Source organism: uncultured Streptococcus sp. (assembly GCF_902463925.1).
In the GTDB taxonomy this organism is placed as follows: domain Bacteria; phylum Bacillota; class Bacilli; order Lactobacillales; family Streptococcaceae; genus Streptococcus.
In genome coordinates, this window is record NZ_CABQHE010000003.1 from 40,299 (window position 1) to 58,771 (window position 18,473).

The 18,473-nt window shown below is 39.6% G+C and carries 17 protein-coding genes and 2 pseudogenes; 7 read left to right on the forward strand and 12 right to left on the reverse strand.

Going from position 1 to position 18,473, the window contains the following annotated elements:
- The first annotated feature begins 15 nt into the window (after nt 1-15).
- The 4 genes from RDY04_RS03080 to serS all read left to right on the forward strand — a co-directional run bounded on the left by RDY04_RS03080 (nt 16) and on the right by serS (nt 3,697).
- Nucleotides 16-831 carry a PTS mannose/fructose/sorbose transporter subunit IIC gene (locus RDY04_RS03080; protein ID WP_303952002.1) on the forward strand — a complete coding sequence of 272 codons (816 nt, stop codon included), beginning with the start codon at nt 16-18 and terminating at the stop codon, nt 829-831.
- 14 nt (nt 832-845) lie between these two features.
- The gene (locus RDY04_RS03085; RefSeq protein WP_303952004.1) at nt 846-1,757 is read left to right on the forward strand and encodes a PTS system mannose/fructose/sorbose family transporter subunit IID; all 912 of its coding nucleotides are present in this window, start codon (nt 846-848) and stop codon (nt 1,755-1,757) included.
- A gap of 78 nt (nt 1,758-1,835) precedes the next feature.
- A complete protein-coding gene (locus tag RDY04_RS03090) occupies nt 1,836-2,210 on the forward strand; it encodes a DUF956 family protein (RefSeq protein ID WP_303952006.1) in 375 nt (124 codons plus the stop codon).
- Nucleotides 2,211-2,419: 209 nt separating this feature from the next.
- Nucleotides 2,420-3,697, forward strand: coding sequence for a serine--tRNA ligase (gene serS, locus RDY04_RS03095; RefSeq protein WP_303952008.1), 1,278 nt, complete (start codon nt 2,420-2,422; stop codon nt 3,695-3,697).
- A 500-nt stretch (nt 3,698-4,197) separates the two neighbouring features.
- Here serS and RDY04_RS09575 read toward each other — a convergent pair.
- From RDY04_RS09575 to RDY04_RS03140, 10 genes and pseudogenes are all read right to left on the reverse strand, one after another.
- A pseudogene (locus tag RDY04_RS09575) lies at nt 4,198-4,399 on the reverse strand (competence protein ComB); the annotation flags it as partial.
- Nucleotides 4,400-4,685: 286 nt separating this feature from the next.
- Entirely contained in the window at nt 4,686-5,225 is a 540-nt protein-coding gene (locus tag RDY04_RS03100) for a cysteine hydrolase family protein (RefSeq protein WP_303952009.1), read from the reverse strand.
- 20 nt (nt 5,226-5,245) lie between these two features.
- Nucleotides 5,246-5,893 (reverse strand): HI_0552 family protein, encoded by a 648-nt coding sequence (locus RDY04_RS03105; RefSeq protein WP_303952011.1) that lies wholly within the window; start codon nt 5,891-5,893, stop codon nt 5,246-5,248.
- Nucleotides 5,894-5,957: 64 nt separating this feature from the next.
- Nucleotides 5,958-7,268 (reverse strand): ribosome biogenesis GTPase Der, encoded by a 1,311-nt coding sequence (gene der, locus RDY04_RS03110; RefSeq protein ID WP_303952013.1) that lies wholly within the window; start codon nt 7,266-7,268, stop codon nt 5,958-5,960.
- A gap of 105 nt (nt 7,269-7,373) precedes the next feature.
- Nucleotides 7,374-8,276, reverse strand: coding sequence for a primosomal protein DnaI (gene dnaI / locus RDY04_RS03115; protein WP_303952015.1), 903 nt, complete (start codon nt 8,274-8,276; stop codon nt 7,374-7,376).
- A gap of 3 nt (nt 8,277-8,279) precedes the next feature.
- A complete protein-coding gene (locus RDY04_RS03120; protein ID WP_303952017.1) occupies nt 8,280-9,455 on the reverse strand; it encodes a DnaD domain protein in 1,176 nt (391 codons plus the stop codon).
- Nucleotides 9,452-9,931, reverse strand: a complete 480-nt coding sequence (gene nrdR, locus RDY04_RS03125) for a transcriptional regulator NrdR (protein WP_303952019.1) — start codon at nt 9,929-9,931, stop codon at nt 9,452-9,454. Before nrdR ends, RDY04_RS03120 begins: the two co-directional genes overlap by 4 nt.
- Before the next feature lie 133 nt (nt 9,932-10,064).
- Nucleotides 10,065-11,558, reverse strand: coding sequence for a HAMP domain-containing histidine kinase (locus tag RDY04_RS03130; RefSeq protein ID WP_303952021.1), 1,494 nt, complete (start codon nt 11,556-11,558; stop codon nt 10,065-10,067).
- Nucleotides 11,555-12,244, reverse strand: a complete 690-nt coding sequence (locus tag RDY04_RS03135) for a response regulator transcription factor (protein ID WP_303952022.1) — start codon at nt 12,242-12,244, stop codon at nt 11,555-11,557. Before RDY04_RS03135 ends, RDY04_RS03130 begins: the two co-directional genes overlap by 4 nt.
- A gap of 155 nt (nt 12,245-12,399) precedes the next feature.
- Nucleotides 12,400-12,936, reverse strand: coding sequence for a DUF177 domain-containing protein (locus RDY04_RS03140; protein WP_064519554.1), 537 nt, complete (start codon nt 12,934-12,936; stop codon nt 12,400-12,402).
- 297 nt (nt 12,937-13,233) lie between these two features.
- Between RDY04_RS03140 and rsmG the strand changes: the two genes are divergently transcribed.
- From rsmG to RDY04_RS03155, 3 genes are all read left to right on the forward strand, one after another.
- On the forward strand, nt 13,234-13,947 hold the full coding sequence (gene rsmG, locus RDY04_RS03145; protein WP_303952026.1) for a 16S rRNA (guanine(527)-N(7))-methyltransferase RsmG: 714 nt from the start codon (nt 13,234-13,236) through the stop codon (nt 13,945-13,947).
- 68 nt (nt 13,948-14,015) lie between these two features.
- Nucleotides 14,016-15,380: a TrkH family potassium uptake protein gene (locus RDY04_RS03150; protein ID WP_303952028.1), complete on the forward strand. Its 1,365-nt coding sequence runs from the start codon at nt 14,016-14,018 to the stop codon at nt 15,378-15,380.
- Nucleotides 15,381-15,419: 39 nt separating this feature from the next.
- Nucleotides 15,420-16,091, forward strand: coding sequence for a TrkA family potassium uptake protein (locus RDY04_RS03155; protein ID WP_303952030.1), 672 nt, complete (start codon nt 15,420-15,422; stop codon nt 16,089-16,091).
- A 16-nt stretch (nt 16,092-16,107) separates the two neighbouring features.
- On the opposite strand, the pseudogene RDY04_RS03160 reads toward RDY04_RS03155, so the two are convergent.
- Nucleotides 16,108-16,278 (reverse strand): annotated as a pseudogene (locus tag RDY04_RS03160) (ascorbate 6-phosphate lactonase); the annotation flags it as partial.
- A gap of 53 nt (nt 16,279-16,331) precedes the next feature.
- A complete protein-coding gene (gene tkt / locus RDY04_RS03165) occupies nt 16,332-18,308 on the reverse strand; it encodes a transketolase (protein WP_303952032.1) in 1,977 nt (658 codons plus the stop codon).
- Between the last annotated feature and the right edge of the window lie 165 nt (nt 18,309-18,473).

Consider the following 18,473-nt stretch of genomic DNA (forward strand, 5'->3'; position numbering starts at 1 on the left):
AAAGGAATTATAACCATGTCAGATATGTCAATTATTTCTGCTATTTTGGTCGTAGTTGTTGCCTTCCTTGCTGGTCTTGAAGGTATCCTTGACCAATTCCAATTCCACCAACCACTTGTTGCTTGTACTCTTATTGGTGCTGCTACAGGTAACCTCACTGCAGGTATCATGCTTGGTGGTTCCCTTCAAATGATTGCCCTTGCTTGGGCTAATATCGGTGCCGCTGTCGCTCCTGACGCTGCCCTTGCCTCTGTTGCTGCTGCCATTATTTTGGTTAAAGGTGGTAACTTCACAACTGAAGGTATCGGTGTTGCGACTGCAACAGCTATCCCACTTGCGGTTGCCGGTCTCTTCCTAACTATGCTTGTTCGTACAGCATCTGTTGCCCTTGTTCATGTCGCAGATAAAGCTGCAGAAAACGGAAACATCGCTGGTGTTGAACGTGCACACTACCTCGCCCTCCTTCTTCAAGGTTTGCGTATTGCTGTGCCAGCAGCCCTTCTTCTTGCCATCCCAGCCCAATCTGTTCAACATGCCCTTGGATTGATGCCTGACTGGCTCAACCACGGTATGGTTGTCGGTGGTGGTATGGTCGTAGCCGTTGGTTACGCCATGGTTATCAACATGATGGCAACTCGTGAAGTTTGGCCATTCTTCGCCATCGGTTTTGCTTTTGCTGCTATTAGCCAATTGACACTTATCGCTCTTGGTGCTATCGGTGTCGCTATCGCTTTCATCTACCTCAACCTTTCTAAACAAGGTGGCGGAAATGGTGGCGGAACTTCATCTGGTTCAGGCGACCCAATCGGCGATATCTTGGAAGACTACTAGGAAGGGGTGCTCTCATGGCTGAAAAAATTCAATTATCTCAAGCGGATCGTAAAAAGGTTTGGTGGCGCTCACAATTCTTGCAAGGTTCATGGAACTATGAACGTATGCAAAACTTGGGTTGGGCTTACTCACTCATTCCTGCTATTAAAAAACTCTATACTAACAAAGAAGACCAAGCCGCAGCTCTTAAACGTCACTTGGAATTCTTCAATACCCACCCTTACGTAGCTGCTCCTATCATGGGTGTTACCTTGGCTCTTGAAGAAGAAAAAGCTAACGGTACTGACATCGATGATGCTGCTATCCAAGGGGTTAAAATCGGTATGATGGGACCTCTTGCCGGTATCGGTGACCCTGTTTTCTGGTTCACAGTTCGTCCTATCCTTGGTGCCCTTGGTGCATCATTGGCACAAGCTGGTAACATCGCTGGTCCACTTATCTTCTTCATCGGTTGGAACCTTATCCGTATGGCCTTCTTGTGGTACACTCAAGAACTTGGTTACAAAGCAGGTTCAGAAATCACTAAAGACATGTCTGGTGGTATCTTGAAAGATATTACTAAAGGGGCATCAATCCTTGGTATGTTCATCTTGGCCGTCCTCGTTGAACGTTGGGTCTCTATCGTCTTCACTGTAAACCTTCCAGGTAAAGTTTTGTCTAAAGGTGCCTATATCGAATGGCCTAACGGCAATGTCAGTGGTGACCAACTTAAGACTATCCTCGGCCAAGTTAATGACAAACTTAGCTTCGATAAGATTCAAGTTGATACCCTTCAAAAACAATTGGATTCATTGATTCCAGGTTTGATGGGACTTCTCCTTACTTTTGCATGTATGTGGTTGCTTAAGAAGAAAGTTTCACCAATCACAATCATCATTGGACTCTTTGTAGTTGGTATTGTTGCAAGCTTCTTCGGAATCATGTAAAAAGAGCAAGAGTTTAGCAAAGCTGAACTCTTTTCTTATGCTATAATAAAGGTACTACAATCAAAAAGCGAGATAGATATGGCACAATCACTAAACAAAACAGTTGAATTGCATACAACAGGCGTTTCCTACATGGCTATCGGAGGGAAAGTCGGTAAATTTCTAATTGGAGATGTAGCTCTTGAATTCTACCCAGATGTCAATGTCGAGCAATACATTCAAATTCCATGGACTAGCATCACTCAAATCGGTGCGAATGTATCAGGAAAGAGAATTAGCCGCCACTTTGAAGTGTTGACAGACAAGAGCAAATTCCTCTTTGCTTCTAAAGATTCTGGAAAGATTCTAAAGATTGCTAGGGAACATCTCGGCAATGAAAAAGTCGTCAAACTACCAACTCTCATCCAAACCATTGGTACTCGTATCAAAGGTTTATTTGCCAAAAAATCATAATTTTTGTATAATGTAAAGGACGGATAAGTAATAGCTAGACCTTTCCAGAAAGCCTGCGGTTGCTGTGAGCAGGTAGGGTTGACCTACGAAATTCTACCGTTTCTAATAATTAAAAACATAAACAAGTGCACTCCTGTGAAGTTGGATGGAACCGTGGCCCATGTCACTCCAACACTTTCACCGGGTGTTTTATTTTTTTGGAGGAACTTATGTTAGATGTAAAACGTATTCGTAACGACTTTGATACCCTTTCTGAAAAATTGGCTACACGTGGTGTCGTTGCTGAGACTTTAAATGAACTAAAAAAGCTTGATGTTAAACGCCGTGAACTTCTTATCAAATCTGAAGAACTCAAAGCTCAACGTAATGTTGCTTCAGATGGTATTGCTCAAGCAAAACGTAATAAAGAAGACGCCTCAGAGCAAATTGCAGCCATGCAAAAAGTTTCTGCAGAAATTAAAGAAATTGATTCTGAACTTGCTGCTATTGATGAAAAACTTAACAGTATCGTTGTGACACTTCCAAACACACCAAATGACTCTGTTCCAGTAGGTGCTGACGAAGACGAGAACGTAGAAGTTCGTCGTTGGGGAACACCTCGTGACTTTGATTTTGAGATTAAACCTCACTGGGATCTTGGTGAAGACCTTGGTATTCTTGATTGGGAACGTGGTGCTAAAGTTACTGGTTCTCGCTTCCTCTTCTACAAAGGCTTAGGAGCAAAATTAGAACGTGCGATTTACAACTTCATGTTGGATGAACATGCTAAAGAAGGTTACACTGAAATGATTACACCTTACATGGTTAACCACGACTCTATGTTTGGTACTGGTCAGTATCCAAAATTTAAAGAAGACACTTTCGAGCTTGATGGTACTGACTACGTTCTTATCCCAACAGCCGAAGTTCCTTTAACCAACTACTACCGTGGCGAAATTCTTGACGGAAAAGAATTACCAATCTACTTCACAGCCATGAGCCCTTCATTCCGTTCAGAAGCTGGTTCAGCTGGCCGTGATACACGTGGACTGATCCGTCTTCACCAATTCCACAAGGTTGAAATGGTTAAATTCTCAAAACCAGAAAGCTCATACGATGAATTGGAAAAAATGGTAGTTAACGCTGAAAATATCCTTCAAAAACTTAACTTGCCATACCGTGTCATCACTTTGTGTACTGGCGATATGGGATTCTCAGCTGCGAAAACTTACGACTTGGAAGTTTGGATTCCTGCACAAAATACCTACCGCGAAATTTCTTCATGTTCAAACACAGAAGATTTCCAAGCTCGTCGTGCACAAATCCGTTACCGTGACGAAGCTGATGGTAAAGTAAAACTTCTTCACACTCTCAACGGTTCAGGTCTTGCTGTTGGACGTACAGTAGCCGCTATCCTTGAAAACTACCAAAACGAAGATGGTTCAGTAACTATCCCTGAAGTTCTTCGTCCTTACATGGGTGGTGCTGAAGTGATTTCACCGAAATAAATAAATAAATGAGGTTGAGACAATTGTTCCAACCTCGTTTTTATTTTACTTTATACAAATGATGCAGTAGTAAACTGAACTTTTCGTCCACTTTCTAGCTCAGGAGAGACCAAGTTAACCTTGTGGGCATGTTATTACGAAAGGGATACCTTTGAGTGCTAATTTAAAGTTCTCATTCAAAAAAAGAACCTGACTCTAAGATGATAAGTCAAGTTCCTCGTAACATATTTTTGGAGATATAACCCATCACATTTCAGATTATTATATCTGATAAAAACGCTAGTAATATAAACTTATATAGTTTTACTACTTATGTATCATTATCATTTAGAAAATGGAAGGGAAATAAGAAAAATTTCATATATACAGAACAATAGAAAAATTACGAAACAAATTATCTTTATCTCACCACTTTTACTCTTTATAGCTATAATAGGTAGTATTACCTTAAAGAAGAATGTATAATAATCTAACTGATACATTATTTACATTTTTACTAATCAAGATGTCATCTTATATAACAGCTTATCTTCAAAACAGTTAAAATAAGTTTTTTCAGCAACAACTGTTACAGTCTTGCCCATCATATTTTACAAGTTGTGCTTTTTCTTTAGAAAAATTAAACTCTGCTGTGATTTTATAAAGACTTCCTTTTTTAGTTACGGTTGATGAAAATGCCACGGTAGTAATTTTTCCTTTTATTCTTTCGAACAGTAATATTTCAGCACTTACAATTCATTCTTTCAAACTTTTTCAAAGATTTCACCACAAACATAACATCTTTGAAGAAAATGGAAATATAATGAAACTTTTCTGGAATATCTAAAAAGTAATGAGCAGTACCATAACAAGCATTTATCAGAATCTATATCATTACTCTAGACTTAATAAATTAAAATCTTGTAATTTATCTACTCCCTTTTTAAAAGCCCCATACCTTCTAATTCATCAAAAAAGCCCCTAGAAGATGGCATAGAGCTCTTCATTATCATCCCTCCCCCATGAACTCCTCTGTTGTCATTACTTGAGCAAATTCATCGTGTAAGGATACTAGATTTATGGTATGTAGGACCTCTGGATCTATCAAATGACCATCTAAATTGGGGAGGGCAAAACTGGCCGTTGCATCTGAAATAAGTAACGTCTTAAACCCTAAATTAGCCGCCATGCGAGTTGTGGTAGACACACAGTGTGGCAAGGTTAAGCCTGCAATAACTAACTTATCAATTCTTTTATCTCTTAAATAGCTCTCTAAATTTGTCCCAATGAAAGCACTATTAACTATCTTTTGGAAAACAGGTTCACTTGGGCATGGTTGAAAGCCATCTTTAAAATCTTGACCTTGAGATTCGTGAAAACGTGATTGAGTATTCTCTGATACGTGTTGAACATGAAGTACTGGCCATCCCTTTTCTCTAAAAAAATTAAGCAATTTTTGGGAATTCACTTCAAGCTGAGGGTTATTACGTTCTCCCCATGAACTATTATCAAAAGCCCTTTGCATATCAATCATTAATAATCCTTGCATTTTTACTCTCCTCTTTTACACTAATCTTCCAACAACTTATTGGCATCCTGACAACTATCATAATAAGGACTTATCAGTTGAAAGCCTTCCATTAGTTGATCTAGCAAGTCATCCCTAGTCAAGCTATCCGTCACAGGAACATCATATTTAACCAAGACCTTTCGAACACGACCATCTTTGACTGCTTCTTTAAGCATCTGACGATTCTCTTCACTTCCTTCCACACGATGGCTGACACCATCTTCCTGGGCAAAATAGTATAGAGAGGGGACAATCGGTAAGTCTAGAACCTTATGTTGCTTCGCTAGAGTAGTATCTGATTTTTTCCGTTCTACAAAGCTCACTTCAACCGATATTCCCCAATCTTCAGCTTGACCGTAGAGTCGAATCGCCATAGCAACATCATCTAAACTGTCCTCAGGTGCCCTGTAATAGCACCAAAAGTGTGGCCGACATAATTGTGCCTGATTGGCCCAATTACTAACACGATCCATCTTAAAGGGTGCCAAACGCTTCTCTAGACGTTTTGATAAAGTCTGCATCTCCTTACGAGCTGATTGACCAAGTGCCTTGAGGTCTTCCATCTCTTCCTGATGTGGCCCCGCTTTTTCAGGTTTGATATACTTAACTCCTTGTTTGGATAAATAAGTTTGAACATTTTCTAACATCGTTTTCTCCTTACAATGCCAAAAGACCAACCCATAAAGATTCTATTCTGGTTGGTCTCTTTTTTTATTTACGTTTACGAGCAATCAAGTGGATTGGTGTTCCCTCAAAACCAAAGGCCTGACGAATTTGATTTTCCAAGAAACGCATGTATGAGAAGTGCATAAGCTCTTCTTCATTGACAAAGACAACAAATGTTGGTGGTTTAACCGAAACTTGTGTGCCGTAGAAAATCTTAAGGCGTTTTCCTTTGTCAGTTGGTGTTGGGTTGATGGCAATGGCATCCATGATAACATCATTCAAGACAGCCGATGAAATACGACGGTTTTGACTCTCACTGATGCGTTTGATCATCTCTGGTAACTTGTTAAGACGTTGTTTCGTCTCAGCCGATACAAAGATAATTGGGGCATAGCTCAAGAATTGGAATTGATCACGGATATCTGCTTCCCAGTTGGAAACAGTATGGTTGTCCTTCTTGATCGTATCCCATTTGTTAACTACAATGATAATCCCTTTACCAGCTTCATGGGCAAAACCAGCAATACGCTTGTCATACTCACGGATACCTTCTTCGGCATTGATAACCATAAGAACAATATCAGAACGGTCAATGGCACGCATAGAACGCATAACAGAGTATTTTTCTGTGCTTTCATAAACCTTACCAGATTTACGAATCCCAGCGGTGTCAATCATGGTATACTCTTGACCTTCACTGTCCACAAAGTTTGTGTCAATGGCATCACGAGTCGTACCAGCAATAGGACTTGCAATCACTCGGTCCTCACCTAAAATGGCGTTAATCAAACTTGATTTTCCGACGTTTGGACGCCCAATCAAACTGAAACGAATGATATCTGGGTTTTCCTCTTCAACTTCTGTTGGGAGGTTTTCAACGATAGCGTCGAGAACGTCCCCCGTACCAATACCGTGTACAGATGAAACTGGGTAGGGATCGCCAAGCCCAAGAGAATAGAAATCATAGATATCTGCACGCATTTCAGGGTTATCCACTTTATTTACCGCTAAGATAACTGGCTTGTTGGTCTTATAGAGAATACGGGCAACGTACTCATCCGCATCTGTCACGCCTTCCTTGCCTGAAACGACAAAGACAATAACGTCAGCTTCAGTCATGGCAATGTCAGCTTGGTGCTTAATCTGTTCCATGAATGGAGCATCGACATCATCGATACCACCTGTATCAATCAAGCTAAACTGACGGTTAAGCCACTCAGCAGAGGTATAAATACGGTCACGTGTTACCCCTTCAACGTCTTCGACGATGGAGATACGTTCACCCGCAATTCGGTTAAATAGGGTCGACTTCCCAACATTTGGGCGACCCACGATAGCAACTGTAGGTAATGTCATATATTTAAGTCCCTGATTAAATTAGGGATTCCTTTCTTCATTTAGCAATCTCACTTCCACCAAGGAAAGCAAACACGCTTGTTCCTTATCATTATTAGGATCACCTTAACGGCGATTAACACCTTTCAAGTGAACCTCTTTAGCTAGAAAACGAATACGTTCCATCACACGTTTGGCCTGCCAAGTCTCGTCTCCCTGACGTCCATTTGATAGTTTAACTTCTAAGTCTGCAAAACTATAGTTGGATGTGAAGAAGGTCGGTAGCTCCTTGATCATGCGATACTGGAGAATGACTTGCAAAACTTCATCCCTAATCCAAGAAGAGAATTGCTCTGCACCAATATCATCTAAAACTAGGACTTCTACTTCTTTGACAGCATCAATTTGTTCCTTCACAGAATTGTCCTTAATCCCATTTCTAACATCAATAGCAAAAGATGGATAATGAATAATGGTCGTTGCAACCTTCTTAGTCTCTGAAAGCTCATGGGCCATAGCTGCCAACATGAAGGATTTTCCAACCCCCATATCCCCGTAGATATAGAGACCTTTCTGGTCTGGACTAGGGTAATTAGCCACAAAATCAACAAGTGCCTCAAAAGTATCAACACGAGCGACATCATCTAGTACGATATCAGCAAAGGTAATCTTGCGATAAGACTGAGGCAAACTCAACAAGTTAATCCGCTTAGAAATAGCCTGTTGTTCTTGTTGTTCCTTAAGCTGACGCGTTTCCTTATAAGTCACATCAGCATAGCCTTCATTCATGGTCAGAATCGGCTCATACCCTTTGGCAATGTAGGTGACATCACCTTCTTTGACCTTACGGCATTCCACCAAGAATTGATTGAACTTTGGAAGACTACGCTTGATTTGGTCCTGACTTAAGCCATGTTCTTGAATAAAGCCAGCCACTCTTGTATCTGCCAAGATTTGCTTCGTTAAATCTGTTGCATTGCCAGACCCATGATGCCCTGTTCGGTTGAGGGTTTGTCCAACTCTTTCCATTGGCTACTCCTTTCCTTTTTCTAGTTTTGCCAAAGCCCGATGTCTAATTTCATCCAACTTGGCCTGATCAGCCTGACTGGTTTGATTATCATAATCTGGATTACTCCAGCTCGGCACATTTGTTTTCTTCTTAGAATCAGCTTTTGCTTGCTGCGATTTCTTGTCGTAACCACTACGCAAAGCCAAAAGCCCTTGTTCAGCAGTAACAATCTTCTTAAAGGCAAAATCGTTGGCAAGTTTAGAGATATATTCTCGGTTCACATTTGTTGAACGTGTCCGTCCCAAACTGTAGGCAACCATTAGATTAATGACCTCATCCATAAAGCCTCTTTGTGCCAAGTCTGTGAGAATTTTTTTCTCAGAATTAGTTACAGTCCCTCCTGGACCCTTAGCACTCTGTAAGTAATCAATAGGTTTTTCAGATTTAACAGCTTTAAGAATCTTTTCCTCTGTATCCGTCAATGCAGAATCACCACCCAATTTTTGAGCTTGAGCTTGCTCTAATTGTACCTGCATACGCTTGACAATAATCTGGTGGTTTACAGCTGTCTTTTTAGCTAAGAGATAGGTATCATACCAATTCATGCCATGAGTTTCAGACAGTTTATAGATTTCTAGCACATCTGTCTTTTCATCTGCAAAGACAAGCCCATCAGCCTGCATACGATTCCTGAAACTACTTAAATCAAATGAATTTTTAGGCTTAATTTCAGAAATAGATTTTTGAGCTAAACGCTCATCAGTAAAAACATCCGAAAAACGTTTAGATAAGTCTTGTAAACCATGTAAACTTATCGGTTTTAAAGCATCTACTGCTGGCTCACCAATCTTTTGCTCGAGAAGTGAACTATAAACCGCATGCTTTAGAAAATGCTCAATTGATAAGGGAGACTTAAGCTCCACAACATAAATTCCCTGAGGAGAATGATAGAAGGCCAACAAGTCTACCGCTGTCAGGACCGCCAAGGCTTCCTGAAGGGGCTGCATTCCAAAGTTAAGGTGGTTCAGAATAGTCGCAAACTTATGGCGGTGATTACCATTGTCATAAAAAGCCAGGAAATACTGGTAGAGAGCGTATCCCTCACTCCCGATAATGGGATAATAACAACGCATCAAACTTGCCTGATCGGGAACGATAACCTGATTGCCAACATAGACAAATTCTTCAATAGGTCTCATTTTTTAGACTCTTTTTTCGCACGGACTGTCTTGGTGATTTCTTGAAGCAATTTTTCAATCTCATCAACATCTTTGAAAGAACGGTAGACGCTGGCAAAACGGACATAGGTAATTTCATCAAGGTCTGCTAGTTCTTTCATGACTAAATTCCCAATAACCTCACTATCAACCTCTCCATCATGGTTACGACGAATGTTTTGCTCTATACGGGTGATGGCATTTTCAATATCCTCACTTGAAACTGGGCGCTTCTGAGCACTCATCAAGATACCATTGAAAATCTTATCGCGAGAGAATTGTTCACGAGTACCGTCTTTTTTGACAACTAAAAGTGGAACTTCTTCCACACGCTCAAATGTAGTAAAACGGGCATGACAGGCATCACACTCTCGACGACGACGAATAGTATTTCCATCCTCTGCCTGACGGCTATCGATAACACTAGATTTATTATGTTGACATTTTGGACAACGCATGCACTTCACCACCAATCTTTGAAATTCGGTACTCTATTTTACCATAAAAACACATAAAAAGCACGCCTTTAACTAGACGTGATCATGATTGAGCGTTAGTATAAATCTCTTGTAAGTTGACTTAACCTTCAAGTTAAGGTGTCGTAGTTTCTGACCCTGCAAAAGGAATGTAGAGGTCAAAACATGTACCCACACCAAGTTCTGAACTGACATCGATATGGCATCGATAAGCTTCCACAATTTGATAGAGGATTGATAAACCAATACCCACACCAGATTGGGTTGTCGTACGATTACGCGCCTTATCTGAACGATAGAAGCGTTCAAAGATATGTTCAATATCTTCTTTAGAGATACCCTCACCATTATCCTGTACCTGTACCAACATCTCATCTTCCAGAGCCTTGATAGTAACATGGATTTCCTTATTAACAGGCGAATACTTGACCGCATTATCAATCAAAATAGTAATAACCTGTTCAAAATGCTGGCTGTAAATCTGTGCTGGACGCTCTGAACTATCAAAATCATTGAGGTAGAATTGGTAGTCTTCATGTAGGACACGGAAATTCCCAATAACCGTACGGATTGAAGAATTCAAATCACATGTATCATTTCTATGATTGTCAAATGACCCTTTAACACGAATAGAATCCAACATATCGTTAATCATAATCGTCATACGGTTGGCTTCGTGACTTGCAGCTTCAAGACTTTCTTCAAGGATTTCAGGATCATTTTTACCCCAACGTTGCAAGAGGTCCATATATCCCTTAATAACTGCAATTGGAGTACGTAATTCGTGACTGACGTCACTCAAGAAACGCATCTGCATCTGATTATTTTCTTGAATTTTATCCATCATACGCGCCACATCACCGATCTCACCATGACTCTCAATCTTAGCTCGAAGCTCCCAATCACTTGGCGAATCTGTAATCATACCCATCGTTTCGTGCAACTGCCTCATCGGACGAAGAATAGATGTCAAAACAACTACAGTTACTGCAATAACTAAGACCGCCATTCCTACTTCAAGGAATATCAATAGGAAAATTAGACGCTCTTTTAACGCATAGTAGAATTCCAAATCATGGAAAACTTGAGCATACCCAACAATGGTCTTCTTATCCTTGCCATAGATTGGAACTTGTAGTAAGAAACCACGTTTACCCTTATAGGAAACCGACTTCAGTTTATTGACCTCAGACATGCCTGGAGGTGAGTCTGTATCCTCCTCAGAAGTAAAGATAAAAGTTCCCTTTTTGTCATAAACATAGACAGACTGATTGGAATATAATTTATTAGAAACCGCAACTTGACCATCTAAGGAATGCTTTTCAGAAAGCACTCCATTAACCATTGATGCATAGATATTTTTCGGTGAATAAAGGGCCGCTAAAAGCGGTTCTGGACTCAACTCTTCATCAGAGTCCCAGTCCTTTTCGATATAAGTAACAACTTTTGAGATTGTATTATTTACATTTTGACGTTCACGTTGCAAAAGAAGCGTATTGGCTGAGAAAACAACAACCAAAGTGAACATCGACAATACAAGAAAGAAGACCACAGCAGCTGTCATGGTCAACTTTTTTCTAATGGTTACTTTACCAAATAATTTACTCATTTTTCACGGATAACGTAACCCATCCCTCGTACTGTTTGAATGTATGATTCCTTACCTGGAATATCGATTTTCCCACGTAAGTAACGAATATAAACATCTACAACGTTTGTTTCAATTACGTCATCATATTTCCAGACTTGAAGCAAGAGTTCCTCACGGGTCATTACTTGGTTCATATTGCTTAAAAGTGTGTTCAACAAATCAAACTCACGTTTTGTCAATGGAATCGCCTCATCACCACGGACAACTGCACGATTTTGAACATCCAATTTCAAATCGCGATAGGTTGACGCTTTAGCTGGTGCACTCTTAGTAGCTTCAATATCTTGGCGACGGAAGGTTGCACGAATACGTGCCAACAGTTCTTCAATCGCAAATGGTTTTACAATATAGTCATCAGCTCCACGGTCCAAACCGGCAACAATATCCATGATTGAGTCGCGAGCTGTCATCATCATAATATAAGTATTTTTTTCTTGTTGGAGACGACGTGTCACTTCGAAACCGTCCATCTCAGGCAACATAAGGTCCAAGAGAATAAGATCGAAATCTTTCTCAAGTGCCATTTCAAGTCCTTCGCGTCCGTTGTCTGCTGTCACAACGTCGTATCCTTCGTGTTGAAGTTCAAGAGAGACAAAACGAGCAAGGTTTCTCTCATCTTCAACAATCAAAATGCGTTTGCTCATAATAACTATTTACCACTTTCATAAAAAATTTTTTTGACTTCCATTTTCCCAAAAAGTATTTAGATTTACCCAATGAATAAATTCGAAAATTAGCTTATAATCATAGAATAATATAGATTTTTAAAATTGTCAAACATTTTTAGTTTGTTTTTGAATTAATTGTCATCAAATAGTCCATTCAATTGAGCAAAAGGATTACTTGCCTCTTTCTTCTCTTGTTTAAGAGCTTCAAAATCCTCTTCTGACAAGACTTCCCAGTCATTACCTGAGAGCGAAATTTGTCCTGATTCCTCTTCAGGTGTCAGCACTCTCAAAGGAATATTAAGAAGAATATTATCTAAAATACTCTCATTAAGGTTAATAGTATCGCCATCCAAGATAAGAACTAGATTTTCTTCGACTAATTCCTTTTGAAGAGCAGCATCAGCCTCTTGTATAAAGGTTTCCGAGACTGGGTAATTAAACCCAAGTGTCGTAGGCTCAAGTGAACGGCTAGATGGCAAAGTAATATCATAGCTAAGTTGATAATCTAAAAGATATAAGCCATTATCATAGACTACATGACCACTTGCTTGAAGTTGTTCAAGATTTAAAACTTGGTCATAGCGTTCTTTAATTGACTCCAACAAAGAAGGTGCTTCATTAAAGGCTAGCCCTTCTGGAGACTTTCTAACTTCTGAAAGATAAATCATTTTTAATCCTCAAATTAAATTTTCCCATAGGGATCTATTTTCAATCCACAAGACCATAATCCCCTATATTCACTTTTCATTAAAGCGAGTAATTATGATTTTAGACTTAGTTAACATTATATCAGATTTTAAAGAGAAAATAACATCTTTAATATTACATAATTTTAAACTTAGGAATTTTTTAGCAGCTTATTAAAAACTGGTTCTTACTTAATCTGAAACAATCTTTTGCCATTAGATGAAAGAAATTAATTATGGTAAAATAGGGGCATTGAAACTAGATAAAAGGAATATAAAATGACACCTGAAGATTTTTACAAGACTCTGAAAGAACTGGGGTTCGATCTCAGCCAAAAACAAAAAGACCAATTCCAACGCTACTTTGAGCTCTTGGTAGAATGGAACGAAAAGATCAACCTTACTGCAATCACAGAAAGAGACGAGGTCTACCTCAAACATTTCTACGATTCCCTAGCTCCTGTTCTCCAAGGACATATTAAAAATCAAAGTATTCGACTTCTGGATATCGGTGCTGGAGCTGGATTTCCAAGTCTCCCTATGAAAATCCTTTGTCCTGAACTTGATGTGACTATCATTGACTCTCTTAATAAACGCATCAATTTCCTTAATCTCTTGGCCGATGAACTTGAGCTCAGCGGTGTTCACTTCTATCATGGACGTGCAGAGGATTTTGGACAAGACAAGGCCTTCCGTGCTCAGTTTGATATTGTAACTGCCCGTGCTGTTGCACGCATGCAGGTTCTCTCAGAATTGACCATTCCTTTCTTAAAAGTGGGTGGGCAGCTTATTGCACTTAAAGCTGCAGCAGCTGACGAAGAGCTAGCCAATGCTAAAAATGCCTTGAACTTGCTTTTTGCCAAGCCTGTTCTCAACGAGAACTATAAACTGCCAAATGAGGATGGCCGTAATATCACCATTGTCGATAAGAAAAAAGAAACCCCAAATAAGTACCCACGTCGTGCTGGGATGCCTAACAAGAAGCCGTTATAACGTTTATCCAAGGATGTTTCTTACTCCTTGGATTATTATTTACTCTTATGATAACTCGGAGGTTTTCATTGATCAATCGTCTTTCTGTCACGCAAAAGCTTGTGCTCAGCTTTGTCTTTGTCATTATAGTTGGGAGTATCTTACTTAGCCTTCCCATAAGCCACTATGCTAACAGTCCAAAAACAAGCTACCTAGACCATCTCTTCAATACTGTGTCAATGGTCTGTGTAACTGGACTTTCTGTTGTCCCGGTCAGTAAGGCTTACAATGGTCTTGGTCAAATTCTCTCTATGCTTCTCATGCAGACAGGAGGACTTGGACTAGTCTCTCTTATAGCCTTTAGTACTTATACCCTTAAAAATAAATTAGGACTGAGCGATCAAGATCTCCTTCAATCCGCACTTAGTAGGGATAACCAAAAAGATTTGAAGGCTTATCTTTTTAAGGTCTATAAAATAACTTTTTCTATTGAAGCTTTATCAGCACTCGTGATTATGACTGACTTCATTCCTCGTTTTGGACTTGGTCATGGCATTTTTAATAGTCTCTTTCTAGCTGTCTCTGCCTTTTGTAATGCTGGATTTGATAACTTAGGTTCTAACAGTTTACAGGATTATGCAACCAATCCAACCATTAACCTTGCTGTAGCTTTTCTCATCATGTCTGGAAGCTTGGGATTTGCAGTTTGGATTGATTTGATTCAACTAATAAGACGTTATATTAAAGATCGTCCAAGGAATTGGAAATTAGCTTGGAGACCTTTCAGTAATCAAAGCCGTCTTGTGCTTATGAGCACCAGCTGTCTCCTTTTAGTCGGAACCCTACTTGCTTGGTTACTGGAAATGGATAACTCTAAGACAATCGGTACCCTCAATGTCTGGCAGCAACTTCTGGTAAGTTTCTTTCAGACTGTAACCATGCGTACCGCTGGTTTTGCGACTATTTCCTACACCAATGCTGATTTTTCTACAAATCTTCTTTTTATGATTCAGATGATTATTGGGGGTGGTCCTGGGGGAACTGCTGGCGGTATCAAGGTGACAACTGCCTCTATCATGTTCCTACTTTTTAAGTCAGAGCTATCTGGTAACTCGAGCGTGGTTTTCCGAAACCGTATTATATCTAACAAAACCATTTTGCAAGCATTCACAGTTATACTCTTTTTCCTATCAATGCTCTTTGTCGGCTATGTTATTTTGCTGGAAACTAATCCTACTCTCTCACCACTAGGCCTACTTTTTGAGAGTGTGTCAGCCATTGCTACCGTTGGTGTTTCAATGGATTTGACCCCTAATCTAAATACCCTAGGACGCTTCGTTATCATGGCTCTGATGTTCATTGGTCGTGTCGGACCTATTACTGTTCTCTTGAGCTTGATGACAAAAAAAGAAAAACATGTTTCTTATGCCCCAACCGACATTTCAGTCGGCTAAACTATTTTATTAATTGACAATATTCTGAAAGGATTTTATATGAAAACACAAATTATTGGGGTCCTAGGTTTAGGAATCTTTGGACAAACAATTGCAACCGAACTCTCCTCTTTTGGACAAGATGTCATTGCCTTGGACAACAACTCTATAACAATTGATTCTCTTGCTGATCAGGTGACTAAGGCTGCTGTTGGGGACATTACTGACATTGAATTTCTACGTTCTGCTGGTATCGATACTTGCGACTCAGTCATTATTGCAACTGGAGAGCACCTAGAATCGTCTGCGCTAGCGCTCTTGCAGTGCAAAAAACTTGGTATTAAGAATATTATTGCCAAAGCTACGAATAACAATTATGAGGAAGTTCTTTACGGAATGGGGGCCAACTGGGTCATCACTCCTGAACGTAGCACAGCAAAAGAATTGGCTTCAAATATCCTCCGCTATAACATATCAAATGTTTTTCATTTAGAGGATGATGTGGCTTTAATTGAGTTGAAAATCCCTAATGAATGGGCTGGAAAGTCCTTGCATACTTTAAATCTAAGACAAAAATATAACGTCAATGTTATAGGTTTTAGAGATGAGAAAAGTGGCAAGTTAAACACTCACTTTGACCCAAGTAAGAAACTACCTGATGAAGGAATCATACTAGTTGTCGCTGACAATCGAACACTAGAAAAATTTGATTATTTAGGATATTTGAAATAAAATGACTTAAATAGACTAACATTTCTTGAATACCTAGATAGTTATTGATAGCTACTTCAATATCAAAGTCCTTATCATGTTTTGCAAAGTAGTTAGAGAAATGACAGTCTGCACCATGATAGATTGGGCCACCCAGTGTCTCAAATACATCGTTAACAGCCCTAGGTACCCTTTCTTCATTAGACAAAAAAACATTGGTCCTTACAACCAATGTTTTTTTGTCTAAGAATTCAAATTATCTTAGTTCATACCTTTTACTGTTTCAACAACATTTTCTACTGTAAAGCCATATTCTTCAATAATTTTAGCAGCTGGAGCTGAGGCACCAAATGTATCAATTCCAATCACAGCACCGTCCAAACCTACATATTTATACCATGGTAGACTTGCTGCCATTTCGATTGCTACACGACGACGAACTGCATTTGGAAGAACTTCCTCTTTGTAGGCTTGATCTTGTGCATCAAAGACATCTGTTGATGGAACACTCACAACACGAACTTTGTAACCTTCTGATTCCAAAGCTTTTGCTGATGCTACTGCAAGATTTACTTCTGAACCAGAAGCAAGGAGAATAGTATCAAAATCTGCTGCTGTTTCATGAACAACATAAGCACCTTTTGAGACTTTATCAAAATCTGTTCCTTCTTCAACAGTCAAGTTTTGACGTGTCAAAACAAGCGCCGTAGGTGTTGATTTAGAAGTTACAGCTTGATACCATGCAGCTTGTGTTTCACGCGCATCTGCCGGACGATAAACATTAAGGTTTGGAATAGCACGAAGTCCAGCTAGATGTTCGATTGGTTCATGGGTCGGTCCATCTTCACCGACTGCAATAGAGTCGTGAGTAAAGACATAAGTAACTGGAAGTCCTTGAAGTGCAGACAAACGAACTGCTGCTTTTACATAGTCTGAGAATACGAAGAAAGTACCACCGTAAACACGAAGTCCACCATGGAGAGACATACCATTCAAGACTGTTCCCATCGCAAACTCACGTACACCAAATTGAATGTTACGGTTAAGACGATGTGCATCATCTTGTAGACCATCAGATTTAATGTAAGTCATATTTGAGTGAGCCAAATCCGCAGAACCACCTAGGAATGTTGGCACTTTATCAGCAATAACATTCAAAGCATCTTGACTTGAATTACGAGTTGCTTGTGAATAACCATTTTCAAGAGCTGGGAAATCTGAAGCTTGGAATTCAACTGCATCCTTACCTCCAAGAATGCGTTCAAGTTCAGCACCAAGTTCTGGGTAAGATTGTTTGTACTCATTTACCAAAGCAATCCAAGCGTCATAGGCCTGACGACCACGATCAACTGTATTTTCCTTGAAATCAGCATAAACTTCTTTTGGAACTTCAAATGGAGCATAGTTCCAACCCAAGTTTTCTCTTGCAGCTGCTGTTTCATCTGGTCCAAGAGGAGCACCGTGAACACCGTTGGTTCCTTGTTTATTAGGAGCACCATGACCAATAACAGTCTTAACCTCAATCAAAGATGGTTTACCACTTGCTTTTGCACTTTCAATAGCGGCGTTGATAGCTTCAACATCTGTTCCATCTTGAACAAATTCAGTATTCCAACCATAAGCTTCATAACGTGCACGTACGTCTTCAGTAAATGAATCTTTAGTTTCACCGTCAAGGTTGATATCATTTGAATCGTACAAGACAATCAATTTATCCAATTTTTGAAGACCAGCATAAGATGACGCTTCGCCAGAAACGCCTTCCATAAAGCAACCATCCCCCGCAATAACATAAGTATAATGGTCAAAGATTGGGAAACCTTCCTTGTTGTAACGAGAAGCCAAGAAACGTTCCGCTTGTGCCATACCAACAGCTGTAGCAATACCTTGCCCAAGTGGACCTGAGGTAGCATCTACACCAACTGTATGACCAAATTCTGGGTGACCAGGTGTCTTAGAACCCCATTGACGGAATTGTTTAAGCTCTTCAATACTCAAATCTTTAAATCCTGACAAATGAAGGAGCGCATAAAGAAGCATTGAACCATGACCTGCTGACAAAACAAAACGGTCACGATTAATCCAATTTGGAACTTCAGGATTGACATGAATTTGCTTAGTAAACAAAGTGTAACCCATTGGTGCTGCACCCATAACCACACCAGGGTGACCAGAGTTAGCTTGGTTAATCGCATCTACCCCTAGAAAACGGATAGCATTTACTGAAAGGTTAGACATAATTTCCTCCTTAATAATATCAAGACTCTTTTAGTTATATCAATACTCCCTTAATTATATCACAGAAATGTTTTCACAATAAAGTACTTTATTGAAAAATTCATACAAATATCATTCAAAAATTGGGAATAAAAAACTAAAAAAGCTCTGAAGATGCTATAGACA

Coding starts and splice junctions, on each gene's coding strand:
- RDY04_RS03080 (WP_303952002.1), top strand. CDS start 16: ATGTCAGATATGTCAATTATTTCTGCTATTTTGGTCGTAGTTGTTGCC.
- tkt (WP_303952032.1), bottom strand. CDS start 18,308: ATGTCTAACCTTTCAGTAAATGCTATCCGTTTTCTAGGGGTAGATGCG.
- RDY04_RS03155 (WP_303952030.1), top strand. CDS start 15,420: ATGAAAACACAAATTATTGGGGTCCTAGGTTTAGGAATCTTTGGACAA.
- rsmG (WP_303952026.1), top strand. CDS start 13,234: ATGACACCTGAAGATTTTTACAAGACTCTGAAAGAACTGGGGTTCGAT.
- RDY04_RS03140 (WP_064519554.1), bottom strand. CDS start 12,936: ATGATTTATCTTTCAGAAGTTAGAAAGTCTCCAGAAGGGCTAGCCTTT.
- RDY04_RS03100 (WP_303952009.1), bottom strand. CDS start 5,225: ATGCAAGGATTATTAATGATTGATATGCAAAGGGCTTTTGATAATAGT.
- der (WP_303952013.1), bottom strand. CDS start 7,268: ATGACATTACCTACAGTTGCTATCGTGGGTCGCCCAAATGTTGGGAAG.
- dnaI (WP_303952015.1), bottom strand. CDS start 8,276: ATGGAAAGAGTTGGACAAACCCTCAACCGAACAGGGCATCATGGGTCT.
- RDY04_RS03120 (WP_303952017.1), bottom strand. CDS start 9,455: ATGAGACCTATTGAAGAATTTGTCTATGTTGGCAATCAGGTTATCGTT.
- RDY04_RS03130 (WP_303952021.1), bottom strand. CDS start 11,558: ATGAGTAAATTATTTGGTAAAGTAACCATTAGAAAAAAGTTGACCATG.
- RDY04_RS03085 (WP_303952004.1), top strand. CDS start 846: ATGGCTGAAAAAATTCAATTATCTCAAGCGGATCGTAAAAAGGTTTGG.
- serS (WP_303952008.1), top strand. CDS start 2,420: ATGTTAGATGTAAAACGTATTCGTAACGACTTTGATACCCTTTCTGAA.
- RDY04_RS03135 (WP_303952022.1), bottom strand. CDS start 12,244: ATGAGCAAACGCATTTTGATTGTTGAAGATGAGAGAAACCTTGCTCGT.
- RDY04_RS03090 (WP_303952006.1), top strand. CDS start 1,836: ATGGCACAATCACTAAACAAAACAGTTGAATTGCATACAACAGGCGTT.
- RDY04_RS03105 (WP_303952011.1), bottom strand. CDS start 5,893: ATGTTAGAAAATGTTCAAACTTATTTATCCAAACAAGGAGTTAAGTAT.
- nrdR (WP_303952019.1), bottom strand. CDS start 9,931: ATGCGTTGTCCAAAATGTCAACATAATAAATCTAGTGTTATCGATAGC.